The organism is Cupriavidus sp. FW305-26, from assembly GCF_058787975.1.
This window is the reverse complement of sequence record NZ_JBYTAH010000071.1, coordinates 1-25,615: the sequence shown is the minus strand read 5'-3', so window position 1 is coordinate 25,615 and position 25,615 is coordinate 1. Positions and strand designations below refer to the sequence as shown.

Sequence of the window (25,615 nt, the reverse complement as noted above, 5' to 3'; positions counted from 1 at the left end):
CCCCCCCCCCCCCCCCCCCCCCCCCCCCCCCCCCCCCCCCCGCGACCTGTCGCCACACTGGCGCGGCGCGGACGCCGGGCGCCTCAGCCTGCTTCGCACAGTGCCGGTGTGGGTCACGGCGTCGGTGCTGGCACTGGCGGTCTTTGGCCAGTTTGCCTGGTACAAGTACCAACTCTTGTTCCGCACCCACGATCTCGAACAGCAAATCCTCGCCATCGGCAAGGCAACACCGCCGGAGCCGCCCAAGGCGCTGCGCCTCGCCGAGTTGCTCAAGGATGAGATTGCGCGTGGGGTTGTCAGCGTACAGGAGGATGCGACCCGCAGTGCCGTCACGTTCCGCGGGGATGACATGTTCGGCGGTGGCCGCGCCGAGGTCAGCGACAAGGTCCTGCCGTTGCTGGACAAGGTTGCCGGAGAAATCAACAAGGTATCCGGGAAGGTGACCGTGGTCGGCCACAGCGACAACGTTCCCATCAAGACGGCGAAGTACCCGTCAAACCAGGTGCTGTCGGAAGAGCGTGCTGCGACCGTGACAGAGTACCTGGCCAGCAAGGGCGTCGCAAAGAATCGGCTCGAAGCGATTGGCAAGGGCGATTCGGAGCCGCTTACCGACAACAAGACGCCAGCCGCCCGGGCAAGGAATCGCCGGGTCGAAATCGTTGTAACGCCGTAATCGGGGTCAGGCATGGAATTTCTGAAACGTATCGGCGCTGTGCTGTTCTCCCGGCAGACGCTCGCGCTCATTGCCGTGCTCATGGTCGCGGCAGCTATCTGGTTCATCGGGCCGCTGCTCGGGTTCAGTGGCATGCATCCGCTGGCGGGCATCGGCGCGCGCGTCACGCTCATGGTGCTGTTGCTGGCAACGACGCTGTTCTGGTTGCTTGGCTGGCCGGTCTCCACGACAGGCCTCGCCGCGCTGTGTCTGCTGATCTGGCATGCGGGGCCGTTGCTTGCGATTGGCGCCAGCCATCCGCTGGAGTCGAGCTCAGTCCGCATTCTGCTGATCGCGGCGATTGTGCTCGTGTTCGTCGTCTATGTGTTGTACCTGCTTTGGCAGCGCGCACGCACGGACAAGACTTTTGTCGAGAGCCTGCTGAACTTTGGCGGGAAGCGCGAGGAGGTTGTGGCCAAGGATGAAATCGCCAGGCTGAACACGGCGATTCAGACTGCCCTGCGGCAACTCAAGGGCATGCGTAGCGGCAGCCGGGTCGGTCGCCTGTTCGAAGGCCGCCGCTACCTCTATGAACTACCCTGGTACATGATGGTTGGCGTGCCGGGGGCCGGCAAGACGACGGCGTTGCTGAACGCCGGACTGCAATTCCCTATCGCGGGTCAGATGAGTGCGGCGGCTCGCGCACGGGATGGCACCGAGCAGGCAGATTGGTGGTTCACCAATGAGGCGGTTCTGATCGACACGGCAGGCCGCTATACGGCGCAGGAAGCGGGTTCGGCGATCGACCCGGCAGAATGGAAGGGATTCCTCGGCCTGCTGCGAAAATATCGCGCCCGCGCCCCGATCAACGGCACGCTGGTGACGATCAGCGTGGAGGACCTGCTTCGGCACTCCAAAGAGGAGCGGGTGATCGAAGCGGCCAGGATTCGGGCGCGCCTGGCCGAACTGCGCGAGGAACTGGGCATCCAGTTTCCTGTCTACGTGCTGGTGACCAAGGTTGATCAGCTTGCCGGCTTCACGGACTATTGCCAGTACCTGACCAGCGAAGGCCGTGCCCAGCCTTTGGGGTTCACCTTTCCGGTTGCGGGAAAGCGGCGGCGGGGACAGCCAGCAATCGATGTTGTTGCGCAGTGCCGTGAGGAGATGTGGGCGCTGGTGGAGCGGCTGGAAGCCGGGCAGGTCGGACGGCTGTATGAGGAGTTCGATCTGGCCCGACGCCGGGCGCTCTACGCGCTGAGCGACGAGTTCGCGAGCGTGACGGAGCCGCTTGTCGCGATGCTGGAGCAGGTATTCCTTGACTCGCGCTATGACGACACCGAGCGGAATTCCATGTTGCGCGGCGTGTATTTCACCAGTGCGGCGCAAACCGGGGAAGCGATCGTCGCGGATGCGAGCACCGTGATCCGGCGGGTGCGTGGCAACGGGAAGTCTGGCGCCCAGGACGCCGCCGTCGCGGAAAAGTCAACCGGCAACCGCAGCTACTTCCTGCAGGACGTCTTCAAGCGCATCATCGTGCCCGAGGCGCACCTGGTGAAGCCGAACCTGCGCTGGGAGTTCCGCTTCCGCCTGTTGCGCCTGTTTGGCCATGCGCTGGTGCTGGTCATTTCCCTGTGGCTAGCCGGAGCGCTCTATATGAGCTTTGGCGACAATCGCAGCTATCTGGCGGTGGTGCAGGAGAAAGCCAAGGCGCTGGCCGCCACGGTAACGGCGTTTTACAAGAAGCCGCAGCCTGATGCGATGCCGGAGGTGTTGGGAGCGGCCCGCGACCTGCCTGCCTACGCCGGCCTGGATCTGGTCAATCCTTCTGCTGATTGGCGCTACGGCCTGTACAGCGTGGTGCCGGTGCTGGGCGCCGCGACCTTGACCCATACCAGGTTGCAGGACAACCTGCTGGTGCCGTACCTGGTGCGCCGGGTCGAAGCGGTGCTGTCAACGGCGGTCAGTCAGCGCGACGCCAAGCAGGCCTACGACACGCTGCGGGTCTACCTGATGCTGCATGACAAGGACAAGTTCAACGCATCCGACGTGCGTAGCTGGGTGCGCAGCGACTGGGCGACGGGCAACGGGGCGGATGCCTTTGGTGGCCGCGTGGCGGTGCTGGAGCATCTGGACAGCCTGCTCGATGGCAGCCGGCCGGTCTTGTCGCCCTACGCAAAGAACGAGGCACTGATCCGCTCGGCGCGCGATTTCCTGGACAGCGATACCTCGGTCGAACGCCTGTATGACCGCGCCAAGGCGGCCATGATGGAAGAGGCACCGCAGGATTTCACGCTGGTGCGCGCGGTCGGTCCCCAGGCCGGCACGGTCTTTACCCGGGCCAGCGGCGAGCCGCTGGAGCGCGGTATTCCGGGGCTTTTTACCTATGCCGGCTACCACGACCTGTTCAATGTCCGTTTGCCGGAGTTTGTCGGCAGGGCGCAGGCGGTCGACATTTGGGTGATGGGGCGTGGAACAGGGCCTGGCGCTCAAAAAAAAACGGCTGACAATGCCGTCGGCCGGCTCACGGGCAATGATCCGCTCACGCGCGAGATCCGGCGCCTTTACCTGAGCGAATATGCCCGGAACTGGGAGAAGTTTCTGGGTGACATCCGGACCGTGACGGGAAGCAACCTGGCCTTTGACCTGGAGATCCTGCGCAACTTTGCCGCGCCGGATTCACCGCTTGCCCGGCTGGGCAGGGCCGCGGTGCAAGAAACGACGCTCAGCCGCACGCTCGAGCCCGAGGAAAAGTCCCTTGCGGAGAAGGCGTTGTCAGCGCTGGACAAGAAGGCCGACAAAGCCAGTGCACTGAGCGTGCGTGCCGAGGCCCGTCAGGAACGCGAGCTGGTCGATAGCCGCTTCGCCGCGCTGCGCGAAGTGGTTACCGGCCAGGCCGACGCGGCGGCGCCAGGCACGCGGGACACCGCCGGCAAGCCGCAACTGGATACGATTGCCGGCATCGTCAATGCTTACTACACCAGTCTGGTAGTGGCCAATAACGCGCTGAGCACCCGGAACCTGCCGCCGCCCGCGGATGCAGGCGAGCAGTTGCGCATGGAGGCGGCGAAGCTGCCGGCGCCCTTCAAGGCGGTGCTGACCGACCTGGTCGTGCAGGGCGCCAGGGACGTCAACAAGGGTGTTGGCGATATCCTGATTGCGCAGATGGACGCCGTCATCGGCGAGAGCTGCCGCGGCGCCATCGACGGCAAGTATCCGTTCACGCCGACGTCGATGCAGGACGTGGACCCGGAAGACTTTGCACGCGTCTTCGCCGCGGGCGGAGTGTTGGACGACTTTTTCCAGAAGGTGTTGGCGCCGCACGTGGATACCACCATCTCGCCTTGGCGCTACAAGCTGACCGCCCCCGACGTGCCGCCCGTGGCTGGCCCGAGTCTGGTGCCGTTCCAGCGCGCCAGGGAAATCCGGGAAGTGTTCTTCCGGGATCCGGGAGCGAAGAAGATGGCCTGGAAGGTCGACCTGAAGGTGGTCGAACTCGATCCCGAAATCGTCGAGCTGAACATGGACTTCGACGGACAGAGCCAGCGTTACGTGCACGGTCCGGTCATCCCGCTCAAGGTGACCTGGCCGGGACCGCGGGGCGGGCAAGGGGCCGAGATCACTGCCAGCCCCCGGATTCGTCCGGATACCTCGACGCTGGCCGCCAACGGCCCGTGGGCCCTGATGCGGGTGATTGCCAAGGGCAGGCTCGCCGGCTCCGCTAGCGCCAGCCACTTCATGGCCGAATATGACTTCGACGGCCGCAGGGCGAAGCTCGATATCAATACCGGCAGCCTCGCCAACCCCTGGACCAGCGGGCTGCTGCAGGGCTTCCAGTGTCCCGGGAGATCCGGGTGATCACGGCGCCGTCGATTTTCGGCAAGCTGCCCGCGCTGGGAGACTTTGTCCGCCACAATGCGCCGCTGGACCAGGTGCAGGCGTGGCGGAGCTGGTTCGATCATCGGGACGGCGAACTCCTGGCGAGGGCGGCGTCGCATTCCGCGGGCGGCGGCGTCCGGCATTGGCTGCACCTCACCCCGCCCAGTCTCTCGGTTCAGTCCCGCTTGCGCCCGTCTGAACCATGCCTCTTCATCCTGCGCCCGCACGGCCTGCAGTTTCCCAGCGAAAGCAGCTACCTGCTCGGTGTCTTGGCTGCATCGCATGACCGGGTTGGGCGCCGCTATCCGCTGGTGGTCTGGCAGGCCGCGAGCGCGCAATGGGCCGGTCATATCCTTGCCGCGCCCGCACAGTGGCTTACCGATTTGGTGCAAATCGTGCACGGCCACACACACACGGCGGACCGCACCGGCCTGGCCGCGGCGGTCGATGCCCTCTGGGCCCGCCATCGGCCAGGCTGGCGTGAGCGTGTCCAGCGTTCGCTCAGGCGGCTGGCCGATGCATCCCGGCCTGGCGCTTCAGGCGACGGCGTTATCGGGCCAAAGTCAACGCGAGACGACTGGCCCCCGGGCCTGTTGCGCGATGGCAGCCTTGGCAGCGTTTGGCAGTCCGCTGCCCACTGCGCTATCGAGATTGACGGCGTTGCTTCCATTCGCCGAATCGTGGCCGGACTCTGATCCTTCCTCCAGGGGGGAATTTTCTGCCAGCGCCATTACCGACGGCTTACCTCAGCCTCAACGGCTCCAGCAATGCCCCGTCATACTCTCCTCGCGAGATCCGTCCAAGCTCCAGCATCCGCTGCAGGATATAAACCTGCCGCTGCCGCGCCCGCCTCGGATTCGCCACCGGATTATTAGCCGACGGCGCCTTGGGGAGCCCGGCAAGCATCGCGCACTCAGCCAGCGTCAACTGATCCAGCCGCTTGCCAAAGTAAGTCCGCGCCGCATCGGCAAAGCCGTACGCCCCCTGGCCCAGGTAGATCTTGTTCATGTACAACTCCAGGATCTCGTCCTTGGTCAGCGCCTTTTCAATCCGGTATGAAAGCAGCACCTCGTACAGCTTGCGGGTATAGGTCTTGTCCCGCGACAGGTAGAAATTGCGTGCCACCTGCATGGTGATGGTCGATGCCCCCTGCGACAGCTCGTCCGACAGGTTGGCAACGCCGGCACGGACGACGCCGATGTAGTCGATGCCGTCATGCACGTAGAAGCGCTCATCCTCGATCGCCACCACGGCGCCGGTCAGCTCGCGCGGGATCTTGCCGATGGGCACGTAGTCGGGCGTATGGCGGAAGGCGGTGAGGGCGTCGAGCGACGGCAGCTGCCGGTTGGCGGCCAGGATGGCGATGGCAGCCAGCAGCGCGCCGCCGATCACGGCGAGCACCAGCAGCTTGATGAAGGCGGACCAGAGTCTTTTCATGGCACGTATTGTGCCAGCCGTGTGCGGCAGGGTGCGAGTCCCGCCGCAGGCGGCATCTTCAGGCCGTGGGGACGGCCACGTTGAGCGACTGCGCCAGGCGCTCAAGATTGCGCCAGATGGCCGGGTTGATGTTTAGCGTGTCGCTGGCCTGCGCCCGGTTGGCGGCCTCGTACTCGCCGGGGTACTGCACGCGGTCGACGCCCGGCGCCGGCGGTGTGTCGTGCAGGTAGCGCACGAACGCCTCGACCTCGGCGCTCTGCCAGTCCAGGCCCAGGTCCAGCGCGGGATTGAGCAGCACCGCGAACAGGTTGTTGGTGGCCACGCCGCCGCGCGGATTGTCTGGCTGGATGGTACCGCCGCCGGACAGCACGCCCGCCAGCAGCTCGGCCACAACGCCCAGTGCGTAGCCCTTGTGGCCGCCAAAGGGCAGCAGCGCGCCGGGGTGTTCGCCGAACATGGTTGACGCGTCGGTGGTGGGGTTGCCGTCGGCGCCGATGATGCTGCCTTCGGGCGCCGGCTCGCCTTTCTCGGCCAGCACACGGGCCTTGTTGATGGCAATCGCGCTGGTGGCGATGTCCACCACCAGAGGCGGCCGCCCGTTGGGCATCGGGCCGGCGAAACACAGCGGGTTGGTGGTGAGCCGCGCCACGCGGCCGCCGAACGGCGCTACCACCGGCGCGCGGTTGATCACGTTGGTGAAGCTCAGCAGCACAAAGCCGGCGGCGGCCGCCATCTCGCCGTAGTGGCCCATGCGGCCGAGATGGTGCGAGCGGCGCAGCGTGACGATGCAGTGGCCATGCTGGCGCACGCGCTCGATCGCTGCTTGCATCACGGACTTGCCCACGTGCTGGCCGAAGCCGCCGTCGCCGTCGAACACCATCAGCGTGCCCTGGTCCAGCACGCATTTGGCGCGGCCTTGCGGGTTGACGCTGTGGCTGTCGAGGGCGGTGCGGTAGTTGGGCAGGATCGACAGGCCGTGGCTGATATAGCCGCAGCGGTCGGATTCGACCAGGTGCTCGGCCACGTCGTCAGCGATGTCGGCGGGCACCTGCTGCGCGGCGAGGATGTCGCGGGCAAGCTGGCGGGCGCTGGTGAGGGAGATCTTCATGGTTCGTACCTCCTCAGACCCAGCCCAGCCAGCGCCAGTAGGTGGCTGCGAACAGCAGCATCATGGCGTAGCCGATGATCGTCACGGGGATGCCGATGCGCGCGAACTGGCGGCCGTTGAAGGTTTCCGTGCCCAGGCACACCATGTTCTGCGGCGCGTTGATCGGCAGGATAAAGCCGAAGCTGACGGTAAAGCCCAGCAGCATGGTCATGCCCACGCGGTTGATGTCGCCGGGCAGTGTCTGCAGCACCGCGATCAGGATCGGCAGCAGTGCCGCGGTCAGCGCGGTGGCGCTGGCAAAGCCCAGGTGGATCAGGATCAGGAAGGCCGACAGGATCGCAAACACCGGCAGCGCGCCGTGCGCCGCCAGTCCGGAATGCGTGACCACGAACTGCCCCAGCCACTGGCCGGCGTTGGTGGACAGCAGCGCCGTGCCCAGGCTGATGCCGACGCCGAACACGATCAGCGTGCCCCACGGCGTGCGTTGCTGCATGGTCTTCCAGTCCATCACGCCGATGCGCGGCATCATCAGGATCACCAGGCCGACGAAGGTCACGGTGGCGGTGTCGAAGCTGTGCAGCTTGCCTTCGGTGGCCCAGAACAGCAGCAGGCCCAGCGATACCGCGGCCAGCCGCTTCTGCGGCGCGCTCATGGGGCCGAGGGCCGACAGCTCGCGCTGCACGGCTTCCTTGCCGCCGGGGATGGCGTCGGTTTCGGCGGGCAGCAGCAAGCGCACCAGGAAATACAGCACCACCGACATTGCGATGGCCCATGGCGCGCCCGCGATCAGCCATTGCAGCCAGGTGATGCGCTCGCCCAGCAGCTTGTCCATGAAGCCCACCGTCAGCAGGTTCTGCGCCGCGGCGGTCTGGATGCCGACGTTCCAGATGCTGGTGGCCTGCGCCACCGTGATCATGATGCCGGCGGCGATATTGGACTTCTTGTCGACGCCGAAGGCGGCGATCACGCCCATCATGATCGGCACCACGCAGGCACTGCGCGCGGTGGCGCTGGGCACCACCAGGCTCAGCGCGATGGTGACGGCGATCGTGCCGATCAGGATGCGGCGCGTGCTGGTGCCAATGGCAGACAGCGTCACCAGCGCGATGCGCCGGTCCAGCCCGGTCACGGTCATCGCCGCGGAGATGAACAGCGCCGCGGCGACCAGTGCCAGCGCGGTGTTGGAGAACCCCGCCAGCGCCATGCCGAGCGCCTTCGAGGTGCCGTACTGCACCGAGGGGTCGTTGACGGTCGGCGCAAAGCCGATCAGCCCCGCCATCAGCGAGGTGATCATGATGGCGCTGGTCTCATATGACACCGCCTCGGTGATCCACACCACGATGGCGAAGGCGAGGATCGCCAGCATGCGCTGGCCGGCGACGGTCAGCCCCTCGGGCTGCGGGATCGCCAGCACCACCAGCAGCGCAGCAACGGCGGCGAACAGGCCCCAGTGCAGCGTGAGTTTCGGCGCCGGCACGACAGCCTGTGCAGCCGCGGCGGAAGGGGCGGAAGGGGGGGAGGCGGAAGTATCTGTCATTGCCGGCATCCTTTTGGTTGGTGATCCTGCTCGGTACCCGGGTGCACCTGGCTCGGACGGCTCTCGGCAGACAGTGCGGCGCGCCGGCGCTGGGACAGCGCGGCCGGCAGGACAGGCAGGTGTCGGTCGCGAGACGGCATCCGTGTGCGGCGTGCCCGGAGCGGCCTCGCTGCTGGCGTGGCCGCCGCGTTCGACATGATAGGAATTTTCCGACCGGCAGCCGGCCCTGTCGAGGGCGATTCCAAGCTATTTCCGCCCGCCATGAGCAAGATCAAGTCCACGTGTGATCAATGGATACCCGCGCCGCCGCAGGCGTCATACCAGTGAGAAGCTCGCCACATAAGGTCTGGCGGCGGTGTGTGTGCGCAAGCGCGCCACCATGGCCCCGGCCGGGTGATGCATGAGCAGGAGTGATCTGAAATAATTGGAGCCGACCATGAAGGTTTTAGTACGTGGACTGAAAGCAGGCCTGGACGCGGCGGCACTGCGCGAGGCGCTGGCGCGGTATGCGAAGATCCGTTCGGTGGAACTGGTGGAAGCGGGCGACCCGAAGCACCCGTGGGCGTGGGTCGATATCGATGCCAGTGCGCTGACGGTGTGGAAGCTGGTGGCGCGGCTGGACCGGCGCTATATCGCCGGCTGCCACCTGCGCTGGCATGTGCCGGCGTACCGCGCGCGCTGATGCGCCGGCACAGCATCGGCCTGCATCGCAAGGACAATCAGGAAAGAACAATGATCAAGTGGCTTCAACGCGCAGGATGCCTGTCCGCCCATGCCGTCGTGCCGCAGGCTCCGGCCGCGGCCAGCGTGCAGGGCCGGCATGACCTGGCATTCGACACCATCAGCAATGCGCGCGACCTGGGCGGCCTGGCCGGCGCGGGCGGACGCCGCGTGCGCCAGGGGCGCCTGTACCGCAGCGGCAACCCCGCGCTGGCCAGCGCGGCGGACCTGGAGCGGCTGCAGACGCTCGGGCTCGACATGGTGGTGGATTTCCGTTCGCCCGGCGAGAAGTCGCCTGAAGAGGCCGCCTTCGGCCAGCGCTTCCACTGGGTGGCGGCGCCCGTGCTGGAGGGCAGCATGGCGATGGATGTGCTGATGCCGCGCCTGCGCGCCAGCACGCCGGCACAGATGGATGCCTTCATGCTGGAGGTCTACGGCGACTTCCCGGTGCGCTACCGCGAGGCCTTTGCCGGCTTCATGCGTACCGCGCAAGGCGGCAAGACGCTGCTGTTCCACTGCACCGCCGGCAAGGACCGCACCGGCTTTGCCGCACTGCTGTTGCTGGCGGCGCTGGGCGTGGCGCAGGACGATATCCTGGCCAACTACCTGGAGTCGAACCAGCGCAATGCGCAGTTCAACCAGACTGCGTTGGCGCGCATGGCCGGGCTTGGCGTGGCCCCCGCGGTGATGACGCCGCTGCTGGAAGTCCGCGCCAGCTATCTCGATGCGTCGATGCAGGCCATCGACGCGGGCTGGGGCAGCGTCGACAACTACCTGCGCGAGGCGCTCGAAGTGGACGTCGCGCAGCTGCGCGGGCACTACCTGGCAGGCTGACTCAGAGCTGCCCGCATTCGCGCAGGATGCGGGCGGTGTTCAGCGCAATCATCCCTTCTTCATCGGTCGGCAGCACCAGCACCGGCACGCGGCTGTCGTCGCGGCTGACGCGCTGGCTGTTCTCGCCGTTGGCGCCACCGTCGAGCGCGATGCCGAACAGCCCCGCCAGGTGTTCGCAGATGCGTGCGCGCACCGGCGGCGAGTTGGCGCCGATGCCCGCGGTGAACACCAGCGCGTCAAGGCCGCCCAGCGTGGTGGCGAGCTTGCCGATCTCCTGCGCGGCGCGGTAGGCGTAGAAGTCCAGCGCCAGCCGCGCGCGCGGCGCATCGCTGGCCAGCAGCGCGCGCATGTCGCTGCTCACGCCTGACAGTCCCTTCAGCCCGGATTCCTGGTACAGCATCGTCTGGATCTCGGCCGGCTTCATGCCCTGCTGCGCCAGCCACAGCAGCGCGCCGGGATCGACCGAGCCGCAGCGCGTGCCCATGGGCAGGCCGTCGAGCGCGGTCAGGCCCATGGTGCTTTCCACGCTGCGGCCGTCGCGCATGGCGCACAGGCTGGCGCCGTTGCCCAGGTGGGCCACGATCACGCGGCCCTCGGCCAGGTCGGGCGCGACCTGGCGCAGCCGGCGCGCGATGTACTCGTACGACAGCCCATGGAAGCCATAGCGCCGGATGCCGCGCTCGTAGTACGCGTAGGGCAGCGCCATCAGCTGCGCCAGCACGTCGTGGCCGGCATGGAAGGCGGTGTCGAAGCAGGCCACCTGCAGCAGGTCCGGCACAGCCTCGCGCACCGCGCGGATTGCAGTCAGGTTGTGCGGCTGGTGCAGCGGTGCCAGCGGCACCAGCGCTTCCAGCTTTGCGATCACCTCGTCGTCGATGCGCACGGCCTGCGCATAGTCGGCACCGCCATGCACCACGCGATGGCCGATCGCCACCGGCGGGTTGTCGCGCAGGCCCACGCTCAGTACCAGCCGCACCAGGCGGAAGGCGGCGTCGTGGTCGGCCACCTGGGCCTGCGGGAAGGTCTCGTCGGCGACCACGCGCCCGTCGGCCATGCGCGCGGTCAGGCGCGGCGCCACGCCGATGCCCTCGATCTGGCCGTGCGCGCTCAGCACCGGGTTGATGTCGGCATTGCCATGCGCGGCGTCGGGCACGGCGTAGACCGAGACCTTGACGCTGGATGAGCCGGCGTTGACAACGAGGATGACGGGATGCACGGCGGGGTGGATGGCGGGCACGCTGGATGGACTCCCAAGTGGTTGCGCAAGGGCTGCACGGGCATGGCTCAGACCTGCGCCGCGGCTGCGGCGCTGCGGCGCGCATGGGCCAGCAGCACGGCAATGGCGCAGCTGCCGATGCGCGCGCGTACGCTGTCGGCCCGGCTGGTGAGGATGATGGGAACGCGCGCGCCCAGCACGATGCCGGCGGCTTCGGCGCCGGCCAGGAAGGTCAGCTGCTTGGCCAGCATATTGCCCGCTTCCCTTGTGACAGGCGCCGCCCGGTGCGCAGCCCGCCGGCCGCGCGCGGGTGCCGCGATTGCTGCGGTGCGCAAAGTGCCCTGCGCCAGTATAGGCGACGATTCTTTCCAGTCGATGACCGCGCGGCGCGCTAACAGTGTGGCATTGCGCGCAACCAGTCTCTGGGTTGCACCGCAGGGCAGCGGCTGGTACGCTTGGTTTTGTTGCAGAGCAACATGCGTCACTCCGGCCGCGCCGCCAAGCGCGCGGATACGCCGGACGGGGCGCCAACCAGGGGAGTGGAATGACCGCACGCGAACGCGCCGACCTGCCGCGGGACAGCAGCGCCACCTCGACCGCTACCAGTCTGTCCGCGCACGCCAACCCGTTCGCGGCACTGGCACAGCCGGCGCTGGAATACGCCCTGGACGCATGGCAGCGCACCGTGCTGCTGCTCGACATCCTGCGCCAGCGCGGCAACGAGTCCGCCGAGCATGAGCTTGAGGGCATGCCGCCCGTGCTGGTGTTCGAGCACGAGCTGCTGGCCGATGGCCGCCAGTTGCCTGAACCCGCCAACTACGCGCTGCTGCGCATCGTGCCGCCGGCGGACAGCCCGACCGATCCCGCCCTGCGCCCCTTCGTAGTGATCGACCCGCGCGCAGGCCACGGCCCCGGCATCGGCGGTTTCAAGGCCGACAGCGAGATCGGCATCGCGCTGCGCACCGGTCATCCGTGCTATTTCATCACCTTCTTCTACGAGCCCTGCCCGGGCCAGACCATCGAATCGGTGGCGCGCGCCGAGGCTGCCTTCCTGCAGATCGTTGGCGAGCGCCACCCGGATGCACCGGGCAAGCCCTTCATCATCGGCAACTGCCAGGCTGGCTGGGCGCTGATGATGCTGGCCGCGGTGGCGCCGGAGCGCACCGGCCCGTTGCTGCTGGCCGGCGCGCCGCTGGCGTACTGGTCCGGCGTGCGCGGGCGCAACCCGATGCGCTACAGCGGCGGCCTGCTGGGCGGTTCGTGGCTGGCCTCGCTGATTGCTGACCTGGGCAATGGCCGCTTCGACGGCGCCTGGCTGGTGGAGAACTTCGAACAGCTCAATCCCGCCAATACACTGTGGGAGAAGCTCTACGACGTCTATGCGAAGGCCGACACCGAAGGCCCGCGCTTCCTCGACTTCGAGCGCTGGTGGGGTGGCCACTTCCTGATGAACCGCGCCGAGATCGACTGGATCGTGCAGAAGCTGTTCGTCGGCAACCGGCTCACCGCGGGCGAGGTGCGCAGCACCGACGGCAAGACCGTGGTGGACCTGCGCAACGTGCGCTCGCCGGTGATCATCTTTGCCTCCTGGGGAGACAACATTACGCCGCCGCAGCAGGCGCTGAACTGGATCCCGGACCTGTACGCGAGCGATGAGGAACTGGTCGCCAACGACCAGGTGATCGTCTACTGCCTGCACCCGACCGTGGGCCACCTCGGCATTTTTGTCTCCGCGGGCGTGGCCAACCGCGAGCACAGCGAACTGTTCTGCGCACTGGACCTGATCGACGTGCTGCCGCCGGGCCTGTACGAGGCGAAGATCGAAGACGTCGCGCCCGACCTGCGGCACCGCGACCTGGTCGAAGGGCGCTACCTGATGCGCTTCGAGCGCCGCGGCATTGCCGACATCCTGGCGCTGGACGACGGCCGCGACGACGAGCGCGCCTTCGAGGTGGTGCGGCGCGTGGCCGAGGTCAACCAGCATATCTACGACACCTTCGCCTCGCCGTGGGTACGCGCCATGTCCAACGAATTGAGCGCGCAGTGGCTGCGCGCGCTGCATCCCGCGCGGCTGGAGCGCGAGCTGGCGACCGACGTGAACCCATGGATGGCGTGGATCGGCGCGCTGGCGCCGCTGGTGCGCGAGCATCGCGCGCCGGTATCGGCGGACAATCCGCTGCTGACGCTGGAGCACGCGGCCTCGGCGCAGATCGTCAGCGCGCTCGACCAGTTCCGCGACCTGCGCGATGCCTGGTACGAGCGGGCCTTCGAGGCGATCTACGCTTCGCCGGCGATGGCGGCGCTGGTGGGGCTGCGCGCGCCGGCGCCGGTCAACCTGGAGTCGCCCGTGACTGTGGCGCTGCGCAAGGAGCTGGCCGCGCGCCGGCTGCATGATGCCGAGGCGGCGATCGGGCAGGGTGGCACGCTGGAGGCCTTTGTGCGCGTGCTGGCCTACGTTGCCGATCGCCCCAGCGCCATCGAGGAGCGGCCGTTCAACCTGCTGCGTCGTATCGCGCGCGAACAGCAGCAAGCCACCGGGCAATCCGGCGGCCAGGCCGACCTGGCCGCGTTCAAGACCGCGGTGCGCCAGCAGAGCTTTATCGTCAGGCTGGATCCGCAGCGCGCGATCCGGGCGCTGCCGGCACTGGTGCCGGACCGCGAGACCCGCCGCAAGCTGATGGTGGCGGCGCATCGCGTGATGACGGTCGGCGGCCCGCTGTCAGGCGAGCGGCTGGGGCGCTATCGCGAAGTCGCCGAAGTGATGGGGACGGGTCATCCGCGCGAGGTTGCCGACTCAGCCAAGGGGGATGAGGCCGCGCACCAGGACTGAGTGCGCCGGACCGATCCGCAATTCGGATTACCATAGCCGCGTCTCGGACTCCATTGCGGTGCCGGCCACCGGCACCCGACATCCATGCTTGAACTTCAGGGAGCCATCTGGTTCCGCTCCGGCTCGCAAGACTGGGGCGGCAAGGACCGCATCGCGCTGCTCGCCGCCATCGGCGAACACGGCTCGATCACCGCAGCCGCGCGCGCGGTCGGCATCAGCTACAAGGCCGCGTGGGACGCCATCGATGCCATGAACAACAGCGCGGGCGAGCCGCTGGTGGTGCGCGCCGCCGGGGGCAAGGGCGGCGGCGGCACGCACCTGACCGCGCGCGGCGAGCAACTGATCCGCACCTATCGTGCGCTGGAAGGCGAACACCAGCGCTTTGTCGCACAGCTGTCGCTCTTGGGCGAGGGGGCGGCCGACGATATCCACCTGATGAGGCGAATGATGATCAAGACCAGTGCACGCAACAAGCTGTTCGGGCGCGTGGCCAGCGTGCGCGGCGGCGCGGTCAATGACGAGGTCGTGCTGGAACTGCCCGGCGGGCAGCAGATCGTTGCCACCATCACGCATGAAAGCGTCGAGACGCTGGCCCTGGCCGAGGGCGCGGAGGCGTTTGCGCTGATCAAGGCATCTTCGGTGCTGGTGGGGCTGCCCGATCCGGGGATGCGGCTGTCGGCGCGCAACCAGCTGCCGGGCGTGGTGTCGCGCGTGATGCCGGGTGCGGTGAATGCCGAGGTGGTGATCGAACTCGACGGCGGCGGTACGGTTGCGGCGATCGTGACCAATGGCAGTGTGGAAGCGCTGGGGCTGCAGGTGGGGGTGGCTGCGCTGGCGGTGTTCAAGGCGTCAAGCGTGATCCTGGGTGTAGTGGCGTGAGGTAGTCCTGCGGCAGGAATGGGAAGATGGGCGGGCATGGCGGCTGCCCCCGGCGTGCAATAATAGCCACCCAAAAAAACAGCCGTTCCACATCCAATGCACGCCGCCCTGGCCGGCTTCTCCCTCGGTCTTTCCCTGATTCTTGCCATCGGTTCCCAGAATGCTTTCGTGCTGCGACAAGGGTTGCGGCGCGAGCATGTGTTCTGGGTCTGCCTGGTGTGCGCGCTTTCCGATGCGCTGCTGATCCTGCTGGGCGTTTCCGGCTTTGCCGTGATGATCCGCGAGCTGCCCTGGCTGGGTGCGGCGATGCGCTACGGCGGCGCGGCTTTCCTGATCTGGTATGGCGCGCGCAGCTTCCTGGCCGCGTGGCGCTCGAACGCGGTGCTGGATCCCGGCGACGCCGCGCCGCGGCCGCTTGGGGCCGCGCTGGCGGTGTGCCTGGCGTTCACCTGGCTCAATCCACATGTGTATCTCGATACGGTGATGCTGATCGGTTCGGTGTCGACGCAGTTCGCAGGGAACGCGCGCGAGTTCGCCGCGGGTGCCATGACCGCGTCGTTCCTGTTCTTCTTTTCGCTGGGCTATGGCGCGGCGCTGCTGCGGCCGGTGTTTGCGCGGTCGCGTGCGTGGCAGGTGCTGGAAGTGGTGATCGGCATCACCATGTGGGTGATTGCCGCGCGGCTGCTGCTGGGCTGATTGCAAGGAGACAGACGCATGCCAAGAAACGTCGAGATCAAGGCCCGCATTGACAGTATCGAAGCCGTGTTGCCGCATGCGGCAGCGCTGGCCGACAGCGGTCCCGAATACATCCGCCAGGACGATACCTTCTTCCCCTGTGTCAACGGCCGGCTCAAGCTGCGCGAGTTTGCGCCCGACCGCGGCGAGCTGATCTTCTATGCGCGTGCCGACGAGGCGGGGCCGAAGGAGAGCTTCTATATCCTGTCGCCGACGCGATCGCCGGATACCCTGCGCGCGGCGCTGGCCGCGGCGCATGGCGAGGGCGGGCGGGTGCGCAAGCTGCGCACGCTGTACCTGGCTGGCCGCACGCGCGTGCACCTGGACCGGGTCGAGGACCTTGGCGATTTCCTGGAATTGGAAGTGGTGCTGGCCGAAGACGAGCGCCTGGAGAACGGCGTGGCCGAAGCCCACGCATTGCTGGCGCGGCTGGGCATTCCCGCGTCCAACCTGATTGAAGGCGCTTACGTCGACCTGCTGCGCGCGGCTCAGGCCACGCGCGCCGACACCGGCGCGTAGACCGGCGGATGGTGGCGGCTGGTGCCGCTGCCGAAGATGCGGCCCTCGCGGATTTCCAGCACGTGGTCGCCCAGCGCCTCGACATCGGCGGGATCGTGCGAGATCACCAGCATCGGCACATCCAGGCTGGCCTGCAGCGTGCGCAACTCCGCGCGCATGCGCGCGCGCAGCGCGGGGTCGAGCGCGGAGAAGGGTTCATCCAGCAAGACGATGTCGGGCTGCGCCACCAGCGCGCGCGCCAGTGCCACGCGCTGCTTCTGGCCGCCGGAGATCTCCGCCGGGTAGTTGCCGACGATGTCGGCCAGGCCGAAGGCGTCGATCCAGCGCTGCGCTTCCGGATGCACGGCGCCGCGGCGCGGGTTGCGCCAGCCGCGCGACAGGCCGAAAGCGATGTTCTGGCCCACGGTCAGGTGCGGGAACAGCGCGTATTCCTGGAACAGGTAGGCCACCCGGCGCTCTTGCGGGCGCACGTCGATGCCAGCGTCGGCATCGAACAGCGTGCGGCCGTTCAGCACGATGCGGCCGCTGTCCGGTGCCAGCAGGCCGGCGATGGCGCGCAGCGTCAGGCTCTTGCCGGCGCCCGAGGGTCCGAATAGCGCAATGCGCCGGCTGGTCGAATCGAAATCGATATCCAGTGCAAAGTGGCGGTCGGCCGAGACCATCTGCTTGCGGATGCTGACGTGCATGCTCATGGCGGGTCCCGGCTTAGCGGATGCGCGGGCGCAGGCGCCGGCGTTCATAGAGTTCAGCGGGATTGCGCGCGGCGGCCGGCACCAGGCGCCCGGCGACCACCAGCAGCAGCACGCAGGTGACGGAGGTCACCAGCACCAGCAGGTTGGCGGTGTTGTCGTCGCCGGCCTGCACCGCCTCATAGATGGCGACTGACAGCGTTTGCGTGCGTCCGGGCAGGTTGCCGGCGATCATCAGCGTGGCGCCGAATTCGCCCAGCGCGCGGGCAAAGGCCAGCAGCACGCCGGCGATGATGCCGCGCGCGGCCAGCGGCAGCGTGACGCGGAAGAAGATGCCGGCTTCGGGCACGCCCAGCACGCGGGCGGCGTTTTCCAGCTGATGGTCCACGCCTTCAAAGGCGGCGCGCGCTGACTTGAGCACCAGCGGGAAGGCGACGATGGTGGAGGCCAGCACCGCGCCCTGCCAGGTGAAGACCAGTTCGATGCCCAGGCGCGCCAGCCACTCACCGAAGACGCCACGGCGCCCGACCAGCACCAGCAGGTAATAGCCGAGCACCGTGGGCGGCAGCACCAGCGGCAGCGTCAGCACCGCATCGACCACGTCACGCAGCGGCGAGCGCCAGCGCGCCAGCGCCCAGGCCGCGCCGACGCCGAGCACGGCATTCAGCGCGGTGGCCCAGCCGGCCACCTTCAGCGACAGCAGCAGCGGTACCCAGACGGCGTCCATGGTGCGCGCAGCGTTCCGTCAGGGCTTCTGGAAGCCGAAACGCGACAGGATGGCCTGGCCTTCCGGCGAGGCGACGTAGTCGACGAACTGCGCCGCTTCCTTCTGCTGGCGCGTCTGGCCGGTGATGGCGATGGGGTAGGTCACCGGCGTGCGGCTTGGCACGCGCACGGCCACCTTGACCTTGTCCGGCATCACCGCGGCGTCGGTGGCAAAGACGAAGCCGGCCTGGACTTCGCCGCGCGCGACGTAGTCCAGGCTCTGGCGCACGTTCTGCGCCGGCACGCCCTTGGCGGCCACGGCGTCCCACAGCCCGGCCGCTTCCAGCGCGCCGCGGGTGTAGCGGCCCACCGGCACCGAGGCCGGGTTGCCGTAGGCGATGCGCTTCACTTCCGGGCGGGTCAGGTCCTGCAGCGAGGCGATGGCCAGCTTGCTGTCCGCGGGCACGATCAGCACCACCTGGTTGGCGGCGAAGTTGCGGCGCGAGGCCGGCGCGATCACCTTCTCGGCCTCGGCCTTGTTCATTGCCTCCTGGTCGGCCGAGGCAAACACGTCGGCCGGCGCGCCCTTGATGATCTGCTGCATCAGCACGTCGGACGCGCCGAAGTTCAGCACCACGTGCGTGCCGGGATGGGCGCGCTCGAACGACTCGGCCAGCGACTTGAAGGCATTGGTCAGGCTGGATGCCGCGGACACCACCAGGTCGGCGGCAAAGGCAGGCGGCGCGGCCAGCGCCAGCGTGGCGACGCAAGCGGCCAGCAGGAACCCGCGGCGGCAGGAACGGAGGGCAGACATCGGAATCCTCGGGAATCGGCCAGCCGGCATGTGTGGCAAGGCCTGTGCGGGTGGACTGTCACGCGCAATATACGTCTGTATATAGCGCTACGTCAATGATGCGCCATGACGGCCGTCATGGGTATTCGACGTGGCTTAAGTGCTGTATCAGGGACTGCGAATGAGCCCCAGTGGTGGGAGCCGGCGCCCCCGGGCGCCAGCCGTGCCGGTTTCACGCCGGCGGCATGCCATCCTTGAACAATGACTTCAACTGGGTGCGCAACTCAGGGGTGTCCTGATGCTGGTGCACCGCTACCGCGTGCTGGACCGCGGCTTCGAGCAGTTCGTCTTCGCTGTCGGCGCTCATTGCCACCGTGCAGTGGGTTTCGCTCGGGAACTCGCGGCAATCGATAAACTTGCGTGCCATGATGCCTCCTGACGCCGGCCCGCAGAGTGGGCTGGAGCCGGTGCATCCAGTATAGGCACGGCGGTAGCCGTCTACAGCACTGGCGTCAGCACTCTGCCGTCAGCCAGGAATGCATCCAGGTTCTGCAGCGTCAGCGCGGTCATGGCGGCGCGCGTTTCATGCGTGCCGCTGGCCATGTGCGGCGCCAGCACGACATTGTCCAGTGCCATCAGTGCGGGCGGCACGTTGGGCTCGTCCTGGAACACATCCAGGCCGGCGCCGCCCAGGCGCCCGTCAACCAGAGCCTCGACCATTGCCGCCTCGTCGATCACGCTGCCGCGCGACACATTGACCAGGATGCCCCTGGGCCCGAGGGCGTCGATGACCTCGCGCGATACCAGCCCGGCCGTCGACGGCCCGCCGACGGTGGCCACCACGAGGAAGTCGGCCCATGTCGCCAGCGCCTTCAGGTCCGGCTCGAAGCGCCACGGCGCGCCCTCGCGCGGGCGGCGGTTGTTGTAGGCGATCTCCATGTTGAAGCCCTGCGCGCGGCGCGCCACGATCTCGCCGATGCGGCCCAGCCCGAGGATGCCGAGCTTCTTGCCCGACGCGCGCGTGGTCAGCGGGAAGCCGCCCTGCGGCCAGCGCCCGGCGCGCACGAAGCGGTCGCCATGGGCGATGCCGCGCGCCGCGTCCAGCAGCAGCCCGAAGGCCAGGTCGGCAACGCAGTCGTTGAGCACGTCGGGTGTGTTGCTGACCTGGATGCCGCGCGCGCGGGCCGCATCCAGCGCGATCGCGTCATAGCCCACGCCGAAGCTGACGATGGCTTCCAGGCGCGGCAGCGCATCGATCAGCGCCGCGCTGCAGCCGTGGCGCGCCGAGGTCACCACCACGCGCACCTGCTGGCCCTCGCTGCGCGCCCACGCGATCGGATCGGCCTGCTGCCACAGCGCGGCGGCGCCGTAGTGTTGCTGCAGGGTGGCATTGGTCCGCGGCGCGAGCGGGCCGACCTGGAGGATCTGGGGAGCAGGCATGGGATGCGGGATGCAAGGAGGGGACGGGCAATGGTAGCGCAAGGGGCCCCTCATGCGCAGGGAGCTGGCAAAGCGTGCGCGCGCAAGTTGCGCGATGTTCATGCAGGCCGGTGGTATCGCGCCCGCGGGCGGCGGGTTATGCTGCGATCCTGATCCCTGTTGCCCCACTTCACGTGCCATGAAAACCATCTACCTGGCTGGCTTCGACGTCTTTCGCAAGGATGCGCGCGCCTGGGGCGAGCACCTCAAGTCGCTGTGCGCGGCGCACGGCTTCAGCGGCCTGTATCCGCTCGACAAATCCGCGCCCGATGGCCTGTCGGGCGCCGACACCGCGCGCTGGATCTATGACGCCAATCTTGCGCTGCTGCGGCGCGCCGACATGGTGATGGCCAACCTCGACGATTTCCGCGGACCGGGCGAGCCGGATTCCGGCACCGCGTTCGAGGTGGGCTTTGCGGTGGCGCTGCAGAAGCCGGTCTGGGCCTACAGCGCGGATGCGGGCACGCTGCGCGAGCGCGTCACCGTGGCCACCGACGAGGATGGTGCGCCGCTGGATGCGCGCGGCTTCGTGGTGGAGGATTTCGGGCTGGGCAAGAACCTGATGCTGGCGTGTGCGGCGAAGCTGGTGCAGGGTGGGGCGGCCGAGTGCCTGGCGGCGATGGCCGAGGCGATTCACCGGCGGGCGGCTGAAGCGGCCGCGCGCCGCGAGCGCGACGCGGCCGCGTGGGGCGACGACTAGCGCTGCAGCGACAGCACCCCGGCCGCGATATCGGCCGCCGTGGTGGCGACGATCTCGCGGTACGCCGCCACGACGCCATCGACTGCGCCGGGCGCCGGCAGCTCTGCCTGGGTGCGGCCGCTGACCACCTTGCCGTCAGGCAGCCGCCGCACGGTCCAGTTGATGGTGGCGCCGGCACGCTGGCCCACGTCGGCATCCAGGCGCAGCACTTCCGTGGTGATCCGGTACAGCGGCTGCACGTCGGACATCCCCTGCTGGTAGGTGTCGACCGCGCCCAGCGTGGCCTGCAGGCGCTGCGACAGCGCGTCGCGCAGCTCGTCGGGCAGCGGCGCGGACCAGCGCGCCAGGTCCAGCAGGCGCAGGCCGGCGTCGCCGCCATCGCGCACCACCAGTTGCGGGCGGTTGAGCCGCTCCGGCACGCGCACCGGCGCGACTTCCAGCCATAGCGTGTTGGTCGATGCCGGCGTCGTCGTGGCCGGCAGCGGCGCGACCGCGCCCTGCGCCAGCGTGTAGTAGCGCGGCTCGGGCGAGGCGCACCCGGCCAGCACGGCCGCGGCCAGCGCGCCGGCGAGGAGGCTGGTGATAGGAAGGCGCTTCATCATTCTTGCTCCGGCTTGCCGCGCAGCAGCGCTTCAGGGTGGCGTTCGAGGTAATCGGTCAGCGTGCGCAGCGACGTGGCGGTGCGCGTCAGCTCCTGCAGCATGCGGCGCGTGTCCTGCTGCAGCGGCGCGTCCGAGGCCAGCGTGCCGTTGGCCGCGGTCAGCGTCTTGCGCGCATCCTGCAGCGCGGCCAGCACCTGCGGCGCAACGTCGCCGTTGAGCTGCTGCACCAGCTTGTCGGCGGTTGCCAGTGTCCTGTTCAGGCTGGCCACCGTGGTTCGCAGGTCCTGGCCGATCTGGTCGAACGGCACCTTGTCGATGCGGTTGACGATATCGCCCACCTGCGCCTGCAGCTGGTCGAAGGTGCCAGGCGTGGTGGCGAATTCCGGGATCGGCGCGTCCAGGTCGACCTTGGCCGGCGGTGCCTTCGGGAAGAAGTCGAGCGCCACGTAGAGCTGGCCGGTGAGCAGGTTGCCGGTGCGCAGCTGCGCGCGCATGCCACGCTGCAGCAGCCCCTGGATGATCTTGCGCGCGCGCTCGCGGTCTTCGACATCGCGTTCGCGGAAGCCCATGCGCGACGGGTACAGCTCCACCACCACGGGCATGCGGAACGCTTTCTTGTCGCGCTGGTACTCGATGCCGATCGAACGCACCTGGCCCACGATTACACCGCGGAAATCCACCGGTGCACCCGGCGACAGCCCGCGCACGGACTGGTCGAAATTGAGCACCGCCAGCGTGGGCGCCAGTTCTTCCGGCTCCTTCATCGCCTCGGCCTGGTCGTTGGCCAGCAGGAACTGCGTGTTCTCGGCTGCGGCGTCGGTGGCGGTGGTGTGGTCCGGCGCCTGGAAGGCGACGCCGCCCAGCAGCACCGTCACCAGTGACTGGGTCGACAGCTTGAGCCCGCCCGCATCGAGCTTCAGGTCCACGCCGCTGGCATGCCAGAAGCGTGTGTCGGCGGTAACCAGCTTGTCATAGGGTTTGTTGACGAACACGCGCAGCGTGAGGTCGCGTCCATTGGGGTCGAGCTGGTAGGCCACCACCTGGCCCACCAGCACGCGCCGGTAGTAGACCGGCGAGCCGATATCGAGCGAGCCCAGCTCGGAGGCGCGCAGCACGAACTGCTTGCCGGAGGCATCGGTGGTCACCACCGGCGGCACTTCCAGCCCCTTGAAGTCGCGCGCGGATTCATTCGACTTGCCCGCGTCCACGCCGATATAGGCGCCCGACAGCAGCGTCTCCAGCCCGGACACGCCGCTGGCCGCAAAGCGCGGGCGCACCACCCAGAAGCGGGTGTCGGCCACGGCGAAGTTCTCGGCGTCCTTGGTCAGGTCGATCGACGCCACCACGTGCGAGCGGTCGCGTGCCAGCCGCACCGACTTGACCAGCCCGATGTCGACGTCCTTGTAGCGCACCGCCGTCTTGCCGGGCGTCAGGCCCTCGGCGGTGCGGAAGGTGACCGTGATCTCCGGCCCGCGCGAGGTCAGCGTATGCACCAGCAGCGAGATGCCGACCACCGCGGCGACGATCGGGATCAGCCAGACCAGCGAGGGCAGCCAGCGCGCGCGGCGCCGGCGTTCTGGCCGCGGCAGGCCCGGTGGTGCCGGCGGGGGCGAACCCGAGGGTGTGGAGGCTTGGTTGTCAGTGTCGGGCATTGTTGTCTTCCAGCGAATCCCACAGCAGGCGCGGATCGAAGCTGAGCGAGGCCAGCATGGTCATGACCACGACCGCGCCGAAGGCCATGGCGCCGCCGCCTGGGATGATGGTGGCCAGCGCCCCGGCCCGCACCAGCGAGGCCAGCAGCGCCACCACGAAAATATCGAGCATCGACCAGCGGCCGATCACCTCCACCAGCCCGTACAGCCGGGTCTGCTGCCGGATCCGCCAGGTCGAGCGGAAATGCACGGACAGCAGCAGGAAGGTGAGGATCACCATCTTCAGCAGCGGCACGATGATGCTGGCGATCAGCACCAGCCCGGCCAGCATGTGCGAGCCGGACAGCCACAGGTAGATCACGCCGGACAGGATGGTGTCCTGCTGCGTGCCGAGGATGGACTGGGTCACCATTACCGGCAGCACGTTGGCGGGAATATAGAGGATAAAGGCGGCCAGCAGGAAAGCCCAGGTGCGCGCCAGGCTGTCGGGCTTGCGATGGTGCAGGGTGGCGCCGCAGCGCGGGCAGGGCTCGCCCTCCAGTGTGCGCGGGCTGACCAGGTCGCAGGCGTGGCACGACAGCAGGCCCAGCCGGCTGGCGGTCGGGACCTGCGGCAGCGGGCTGCGCTCGTCGTCGTCGGTGAGTTCGGCCACCACCTCGCGCGCCAGCTGGCGCGGGCGGGCCAGGCGGCCGCCTGGCTGGCGGGGACGCTGCGTCGGCGGTTGCGGCTGTTCCGTCATCGGCCTTCCTCGCCCGCAGCCGCGGCGTTGTCATCGGGTGTTTCCAGATGGCGCCACAGGTCGCGCGGATCGAACGACAACATCGCCGCCAGCACGATCACCAGCGCCGCGAACGACCACAGCGCGATGCCGGGCAGCACGCGCGCCATGCTGGACAGCTTCACCAGCGTGACCAGCACGCCGATCATGAAGACTTCGATCATGCCCCAGGGCCGGGTCTGGCGGATGCCGCGCACGATGCGGTCGAAACCGGCGGGCATGCGATGCTGCGCCATCGGCACCAGCAGATAGGCCATCATCAGCATTTCGGACAGAGGAAAAAGGATGGTGGTGGCGAACACCAGTGCCGCCACCAGCCCCATCTTGTCGGTGTACAGGGCCTGCACGGCGCCCAGCAGCGTGGTCTGGGTGCGGACCCCCTGCAGGTCCATCTCGACGATCGGGTAGGCGTTTGAGACCAGGAACAGGATCAGCGCGGTGATCACCAGCGGCAGCAGCCGTTGATACTGGCGGCGGCTTTCGCGGTAGAGCTGGCCGCCGCAGCGCAGGCACAGCGCGCGCTCGCCGGGCGAGATCGGCGTGCGTTCGTAGACCGCGTCACAGTATTCGCATGCCACCAGCCGGTGCAGCATGGCCGGCGAGAGGTCCGGGGTGGCGGGCGCGCCGGGCGCGTCGTGTCCTGCCATCAGCCGGGGTGCTTGCCGGTCGTGGCCGGCGGGACGTCGGGGTTGTCGACCACGGCCGGCGCCGGCGGCGCGGCCGCCAGTGCCTCGCTCTGCTTCAGGTCTTGCTTTACCTCTGCCTGCGAGCCGATGGTCCAGTCGCGCAGCAGCGCATAGGCCACTGCCAGCAGCGTCGGGCCGATGAACACGCCCAGGAAGCCGAACGCCAGCGCGCCGCCGAGCACGCCCAGCATGATCCAGATCAGAGGCATGCCGGTGCCCTTGCTGATCAGCAGCGGCTTGACGATGTTGTCAGCCATGCTGACCACGCCCACGCCCCATACCACCAGGAAGATGGCCCAGCCGGTGGCGCCGGTGTGGTACAGCCACAGCGCGGCCGGCAGCCACACCAGCGGCGGGCCGACCGGGATCACCGACAGGAAGAAGGTCACGAAGCCAAGGATGGCAGCGCCCGGCACGCCCGCGATCCACAGGCCGATGCCGGCCAGAACGGCCTGGATGAAGGCCGTGCCCAGCACGCCGTAGACCACGCCCTTGACGGTGCTGCCGGCCAGCTCCAGCAGGTGGTCGGCGCGCTCGCCGGCGATGCGGTGCATGCCCGCGCGCAACCAGGCAATGGCAAGCTCGCCGCCGGTGTAGAAGAAGAACGCCAGGATGATCGACAGCGCCAGCTGGCCCAGCCCGGCGCCGATCGACAGCCCGGCGCCCAGCAGCATGTGGCCAACCGGGGCGATCAGCTTGCGCAGGTTGGCGACCATCTCGGAATCGGCATTGATGACGCTGTTCCAGGAGTTCTGCAGGTAGGAGCCGACATAGGGAAGGCTGCTCAGCCAGGCCGGCAGCTGCGGGATGCCGTGTTCCCTATAGCGGTCAACCAGCGCGGACAGCTCGTCCAGGTGCGCCGAGAAGCTGGCGCCGGCGTAGACGAACGGACCCAGCACCACCACGGTGGCCAGCAGCACGCAGATCAACGCTGCCAGGCTGCGCCGGTTGCCCAGCCAGCGCGACAGCACCGTGTAGGGGTACCACGAGCTGAAGGCCAGGATCGCGCCCCACAGCAGCGCGGTGGTGAACGGCGCGAGCACCAGCAGCGAGCCGCCGATCAGCACGATCAGTGCGAAGACGGCTGCGATCTTCTCAATTAACTGGCCGGAACTCATGGATGGATCTCCCTTGGTCCCGTCGGTGTGACGGGAACGGCGTAAATATAGCTTACGTTGGGTGGGGCGA

Annotated in this window: 24 protein-coding genes and 1 pseudogene; 10 read left to right on the top strand and 15 right to left on the bottom strand. The window is 68.1% G+C overall.

All coding sequences use genetic code 11. The features are described 5' to 3' along the window. Positions 1–106: 106 nt before the first annotated feature. Genes tssL through AC3WQZ_RS29010 form a run of 3 tightly spaced genes read left to right on the top strand, consistent with a single transcriptional unit; the run spans position 107 to position 5,223 of the window. Positions 107–673 (top strand): type VI secretion system protein TssL, long form, encoded by a 567-nt coding sequence (gene tssL, locus AC3WQZ_RS29020; RefSeq protein WP_492301736.1) that lies wholly within the window; start codon positions 107–109, stop codon positions 671–673. A gap of 12 nt (positions 674–685) precedes the next feature. Continuing rightward, positions 686–4,507 (top strand): type VI secretion system membrane subunit TssM, encoded by a 3,822-nt coding sequence (tssM, locus tag AC3WQZ_RS29015; protein ID WP_492301734.1) that lies wholly within the window; start codon positions 686–688, stop codon positions 4,505–4,507. After that, complete coding sequence (locus tag AC3WQZ_RS29010) at positions 4,504–5,223, top strand: TagF domain-containing protein (RefSeq protein WP_010811522.1); 720 nt, start codon at positions 4,504–4,506, stop codon at positions 5,221–5,223. The genes tssM and AC3WQZ_RS29010 overlap by 4 nt, the downstream gene beginning before the upstream one ends. 46 nt (positions 5,224–5,269) lie before the next feature. Here AC3WQZ_RS29010 and AC3WQZ_RS29005 read toward each other — a convergent pair whose 3' ends face one another. The 3 genes from AC3WQZ_RS29005 to AC3WQZ_RS28995 are packed head-to-tail and all read right to left on the bottom strand — an operon-like array spanning position 5,270 to position 8,610. Beyond that, on the bottom strand, positions 5,270–5,965 hold the full coding sequence (locus AC3WQZ_RS29005; protein WP_010811523.1) for a transglycosylase domain-containing protein: 696 nt from the start codon (positions 5,963–5,965) through the stop codon (positions 5,270–5,272). A 58-nt stretch (positions 5,966–6,023) separates the two neighbouring features. Next, positions 6,024–7,073 (bottom strand): Ldh family oxidoreductase, encoded by a 1,050-nt coding sequence (locus tag AC3WQZ_RS29000; protein WP_010811524.1) that lies wholly within the window; start codon positions 7,071–7,073, stop codon positions 6,024–6,026. Between the two features lie 13 nt (positions 7,074–7,086). Beyond that, entirely contained in the window at positions 7,087–8,610 is a 1,524-nt protein-coding gene (locus tag AC3WQZ_RS28995; protein ID WP_492301732.1) for a DASS family sodium-coupled anion symporter, read from the bottom strand. 436 nt (positions 8,611–9,046) lie between these two features. Here AC3WQZ_RS28995 and AC3WQZ_RS28990 point away from each other — a divergent pair, with 436 nt between their 5' ends. Beyond that, positions 9,047–9,292, top strand: a complete 246-nt coding sequence (locus tag AC3WQZ_RS28990) for a hypothetical protein (protein WP_010811526.1) — start codon at positions 9,047–9,049, stop codon at positions 9,290–9,292. Between the two features lie 50 nt (positions 9,293–9,342). Continuing rightward, positions 9,343–10,164: a tyrosine-protein phosphatase gene (locus tag AC3WQZ_RS28985; protein ID WP_454749301.1), complete on the top strand. Its 822-nt coding sequence runs from the start codon at positions 9,343–9,345 to the stop codon at positions 10,162–10,164. 1 nt (position 10,165) lies between these two features. On the opposite strand, the gene AC3WQZ_RS28980 is transcribed toward AC3WQZ_RS28985, so the two are convergent. Both AC3WQZ_RS28980 and AC3WQZ_RS28975 read right to left on the bottom strand, forming a co-directional pair. Beyond that, on the bottom strand, positions 10,166–11,401 hold the full coding sequence (locus AC3WQZ_RS28980) for an acetate/propionate family kinase (RefSeq protein WP_454749302.1): 1,236 nt from the start codon (positions 11,399–11,401) through the stop codon (positions 10,166–10,168). Between the two features lie 47 nt (positions 11,402–11,448). Beyond that, a pseudogene (locus AC3WQZ_RS28975) lies at positions 11,449–11,643 on the bottom strand (phosphate acetyltransferase); the annotation flags it as partial. A 281-nt stretch (positions 11,644–11,924) separates the two neighbouring features. Here AC3WQZ_RS28975 and AC3WQZ_RS28970 point away from each other — a divergent pair. The 4 genes from AC3WQZ_RS28970 to AC3WQZ_RS28955 all read left to right on the top strand — a co-directional run bounded on the left by AC3WQZ_RS28970 (position 11,925) and on the right by AC3WQZ_RS28955 (position 16,343). Further along, positions 11,925–14,210, top strand: a complete 2,286-nt coding sequence (locus AC3WQZ_RS28970) for a DUF3141 domain-containing protein (RefSeq protein WP_439671311.1) — start codon at positions 11,925–11,927, stop codon at positions 14,208–14,210. 84 nt (positions 14,211–14,294) lie between these two features. Then, the gene (locus tag AC3WQZ_RS28965; protein WP_010811530.1) at positions 14,295–15,089 is read left to right on the top strand and encodes a TOBE domain-containing protein; all 795 of its coding nucleotides are present in this window, start codon (positions 14,295–14,297) and stop codon (positions 15,087–15,089) included. A gap of 96 nt (positions 15,090–15,185) precedes the next feature. Further along, on the top strand, positions 15,186–15,785 hold the full coding sequence (locus AC3WQZ_RS28960; protein WP_058696995.1) for a LysE/ArgO family amino acid transporter: 600 nt from the start codon (positions 15,186–15,188) through the stop codon (positions 15,783–15,785). 18 nt (positions 15,786–15,803) lie between these two features. Continuing rightward, on the top strand, positions 15,804–16,343 hold the full coding sequence (locus AC3WQZ_RS28955; RefSeq protein ID WP_010811532.1) for a class IV adenylate cyclase: 540 nt from the start codon (positions 15,804–15,806) through the stop codon (positions 16,341–16,343). On the opposite strand, the gene AC3WQZ_RS28950 is transcribed toward AC3WQZ_RS28955, so the two are convergent. From AC3WQZ_RS28950 to AC3WQZ_RS28930, 5 genes are all read right to left on the bottom strand, one after another. Beyond that, positions 16,313–17,035 carry an ATP-binding cassette domain-containing protein gene (locus tag AC3WQZ_RS28950; RefSeq protein ID WP_010811533.1) on the bottom strand — a complete coding sequence of 241 codons (723 nt, stop codon included), beginning with the start codon at positions 17,033–17,035 and terminating at the stop codon, positions 16,313–16,315. The genes AC3WQZ_RS28955 and AC3WQZ_RS28950 overlap by 31 nt on opposite strands. A 13-nt stretch (positions 17,036–17,048) precedes the next feature. Continuing rightward, positions 17,049–17,759, bottom strand: coding sequence for a molybdate ABC transporter permease subunit (modB, locus tag AC3WQZ_RS28945; protein WP_010811534.1), 711 nt, complete (start codon positions 17,757–17,759; stop codon positions 17,049–17,051). 18 nt (positions 17,760–17,777) lie between these two features. Beyond that, positions 17,778–18,551, bottom strand: a complete 774-nt coding sequence (modA, locus tag AC3WQZ_RS28940; protein ID WP_010811535.1) for a molybdate ABC transporter substrate-binding protein — start codon at positions 18,549–18,551, stop codon at positions 17,778–17,780. Positions 18,552–18,762: 211 nt separating this feature from the next. Next, positions 18,763–18,957 (bottom strand): DUF1059 domain-containing protein, encoded by a 195-nt coding sequence (locus AC3WQZ_RS28935; RefSeq protein ID WP_492301730.1) that lies wholly within the window; start codon positions 18,955–18,957, stop codon positions 18,763–18,765. 71 nt (positions 18,958–19,028) lie between these two features. Beyond that, positions 19,029–19,970 (bottom strand): 2-hydroxyacid dehydrogenase, encoded by a 942-nt coding sequence (locus AC3WQZ_RS28930; protein ID WP_492301728.1) that lies wholly within the window; start codon positions 19,968–19,970, stop codon positions 19,029–19,031. Positions 19,971–20,148: 178 nt separating this feature from the next. Between AC3WQZ_RS28930 and AC3WQZ_RS28925 the strand changes: the two genes are divergently transcribed. Beyond that, positions 20,149–20,709 carry a nucleoside 2-deoxyribosyltransferase gene (locus AC3WQZ_RS28925; RefSeq protein WP_174549465.1) on the top strand — a complete coding sequence of 187 codons (561 nt, stop codon included), beginning with the start codon at positions 20,149–20,151 and terminating at the stop codon, positions 20,707–20,709. Here AC3WQZ_RS28925 and AC3WQZ_RS28920 read toward each other — a convergent pair. The 5 genes from AC3WQZ_RS28920 to AC3WQZ_RS28900 are packed head-to-tail and all read right to left on the bottom strand — an operon-like array spanning position 20,706 to position 25,545. After that, positions 20,706–21,311, bottom strand: coding sequence for a PqiC family protein (locus tag AC3WQZ_RS28920; protein ID WP_011614649.1), 606 nt, complete (start codon positions 21,309–21,311; stop codon positions 20,706–20,708). The genes AC3WQZ_RS28925 and AC3WQZ_RS28920 overlap by 4 nt on opposite strands. Next, a complete protein-coding gene (locus AC3WQZ_RS28915) occupies positions 21,308–22,963 on the bottom strand; it encodes a PqiB family protein (protein WP_010811540.1) in 1,656 nt (551 codons plus the stop codon). The genes AC3WQZ_RS28920 and AC3WQZ_RS28915 overlap by 4 nt, the downstream gene beginning before the upstream one ends. After that, positions 22,950–23,702, bottom strand: a complete 753-nt coding sequence (locus AC3WQZ_RS28910; RefSeq protein ID WP_011614651.1) for a paraquat-inducible protein A — start codon at positions 23,700–23,702, stop codon at positions 22,950–22,952. The genes AC3WQZ_RS28915 and AC3WQZ_RS28910 overlap by 14 nt, the downstream gene beginning before the upstream one ends. Continuing rightward, positions 23,699–24,388 carry a paraquat-inducible protein A gene (locus AC3WQZ_RS28905; protein ID WP_010811542.1) on the bottom strand — a complete coding sequence of 230 codons (690 nt, stop codon included), beginning with the start codon at positions 24,386–24,388 and terminating at the stop codon, positions 23,699–23,701. Before AC3WQZ_RS28905 ends, AC3WQZ_RS28910 begins: the two co-directional genes overlap by 4 nt. Continuing rightward, positions 24,388–25,545 (bottom strand): AI-2E family transporter, encoded by a 1,158-nt coding sequence (locus AC3WQZ_RS28900; protein ID WP_010811543.1) that lies wholly within the window; start codon positions 25,543–25,545, stop codon positions 24,388–24,390. Before AC3WQZ_RS28900 ends, AC3WQZ_RS28905 begins: the two co-directional genes overlap by 1 nt. Positions 25,546–25,615 lie beyond the last annotated feature (70 nt).

Coding starts and splice junctions, on each gene's coding strand:
- tssM (WP_492301734.1), top strand. CDS start 686: ATGGAATTTCTGAAACGTATCGGCGCTGTGCTGTTCTCCCGGCAGACG.
- AC3WQZ_RS29005 (WP_010811523.1), bottom strand. CDS start 5,965: ATGAAAAGACTCTGGTCCGCCTTCATCAAGCTGCTGGTGCTCGCCGTG.
- AC3WQZ_RS29000 (WP_010811524.1), bottom strand. CDS start 7,073: ATGAAGATCTCCCTCACCAGCGCCCGCCAGCTTGCCCGCGACATCCTC.
- AC3WQZ_RS28995 (WP_492301732.1), bottom strand. CDS start 8,610: ATGACAGATACTTCCGCCTCCCCCCCTTCCGCCCCTTCCGCCGCGGCT.
- AC3WQZ_RS28990 (WP_010811526.1), top strand. CDS start 9,047: ATGAAGGTTTTAGTACGTGGACTGAAAGCAGGCCTGGACGCGGCGGCA.
- AC3WQZ_RS28985 (WP_454749301.1), top strand. CDS start 9,343: ATGATCAAGTGGCTTCAACGCGCAGGATGCCTGTCCGCCCATGCCGTC.
- AC3WQZ_RS28970 (WP_439671311.1), top strand. CDS start 11,925: ATGACCGCACGCGAACGCGCCGACCTGCCGCGGGACAGCAGCGCCACC.
- AC3WQZ_RS28965 (WP_010811530.1), top strand. CDS start 14,295: ATGCTTGAACTTCAGGGAGCCATCTGGTTCCGCTCCGGCTCGCAAGAC.
- AC3WQZ_RS28960 (WP_058696995.1), top strand. CDS start 15,186: ATGCACGCCGCCCTGGCCGGCTTCTCCCTCGGTCTTTCCCTGATTCTT.
- AC3WQZ_RS28955 (WP_010811532.1), top strand. CDS start 15,804: ATGCCAAGAAACGTCGAGATCAAGGCCCGCATTGACAGTATCGAAGCC.
- AC3WQZ_RS28950 (WP_010811533.1), bottom strand. CDS start 17,035: ATGAGCATGCACGTCAGCATCCGCAAGCAGATGGTCTCGGCCGACCGC.
- modB (WP_010811534.1), bottom strand. CDS start 17,759: ATGGACGCCGTCTGGGTACCGCTGCTGCTGTCGCTGAAGGTGGCCGGC.
- modA (WP_010811535.1), bottom strand. CDS start 18,551: ATGTCTGCCCTCCGTTCCTGCCGCCGCGGGTTCCTGCTGGCCGCTTGC.
- AC3WQZ_RS28935 (WP_492301730.1), bottom strand. CDS start 18,957: ATGGCACGCAAGTTTATCGATTGCCGCGAGTTCCCGAGCGAAACCCAC.
- AC3WQZ_RS28930 (WP_492301728.1), bottom strand. CDS start 19,970: ATGCCTGCTCCCCAGATCCTCCAGGTCGGCCCGCTCGCGCCGCGGACC.
- AC3WQZ_RS28925 (WP_174549465.1), top strand. CDS start 20,149: ATGAAAACCATCTACCTGGCTGGCTTCGACGTCTTTCGCAAGGATGCG.
- AC3WQZ_RS28920 (WP_011614649.1), bottom strand. CDS start 21,311: ATGATGAAGCGCCTTCCTATCACCAGCCTCCTCGCCGGCGCGCTGGCC.
- AC3WQZ_RS28915 (WP_010811540.1), bottom strand. CDS start 22,963: ATGCCCGACACTGACAACCAAGCCTCCACACCCTCGGGTTCGCCCCCG.
- AC3WQZ_RS28910 (WP_011614651.1), bottom strand. CDS start 23,702: ATGACGGAACAGCCGCAACCGCCGACGCAGCGTCCCCGCCAGCCAGGC.
- AC3WQZ_RS28905 (WP_010811542.1), bottom strand. CDS start 24,388: ATGGCAGGACACGACGCGCCCGGCGCGCCCGCCACCCCGGACCTCTCG.
- AC3WQZ_RS28900 (WP_010811543.1), bottom strand. CDS start 25,545: ATGAGTTCCGGCCAGTTAATTGAGAAGATCGCAGCCGTCTTCGCACTG.